The organism is Pseudomonas sp. 05N434, from assembly GCF_056396965.1.
In genome coordinates this window covers 1-637 of the sequence record NZ_JBFTMK010001029.1, presented here as the reverse complement: position 1 = coordinate 637, position 637 = coordinate 1, and the positions used below count along the sequence as shown (strand labels likewise).

At 54.5% G+C, this 637-nt stretch carries 1 protein-coding gene; it reads right to left on the bottom strand.

The annotated features are described in order from the left end of the window. Nucleotides 1–637: phage integrase central domain-containing protein (locus AC1DLB_RS31515; protein WP_477786470.1), on the bottom strand; the 637-nt coding region annotated here is incomplete at both ends.

Sequence of the window (637 nt, the reverse complement as noted above, 5' to 3'; positions counted from 1 at the left end):
TGGTGTGCAGTTGCCATTCAATCAGGCAGCGGGTCGTTCTCTTGATGGCGGCATTGGCGATTTCCAGCATGAGCTCGGGAAGCTCATCAGCTGGTAGTGCGGCCATGTTCTCTTTCTTGGGTTTCTTGAAGACCGCGCGAATGCCGCTGAGAGGGTTGGCAAAGATCAGCCCGGAGTTAACCCCATAGGTCATGATTTCGTTGAGCCTTTGGCTCAACCGCTTCACGGTCTCGAGGCTGCCTTTCGCCTCGATTGGCCGAAGCAGTTCGATGATCATCGGTGCGGTAATTTTCGAGAGCGGCGTTGTTTTCAGGTCTGGAAATACATGCAGTGTGAGCGATCGCCAGATGTCTTCGGCATACGCGGGTGTGACCGAATCTTTCTTCAATTCGAACCAGGCGGTGGCGACGTTCTCGAATGTGTGTTCGGTCTCCGCTCGTTTGGCTTCGTTCTGAGTGTTGCGTTGCACCTTGGGATCAATGCCTTGTGCAAGTAGCTCCCGTGCCTCAACGACTTTCTTTCGGGCGTTCGCCAATGAGAGTTCTGGATACGTGCCCAGTCCCATGTTGATACGGTTCTTGGTTACCGGCTCGCGGTAGTTGAAGTTCCACAGCATCGAGCCGTTGCTCCTGACTCG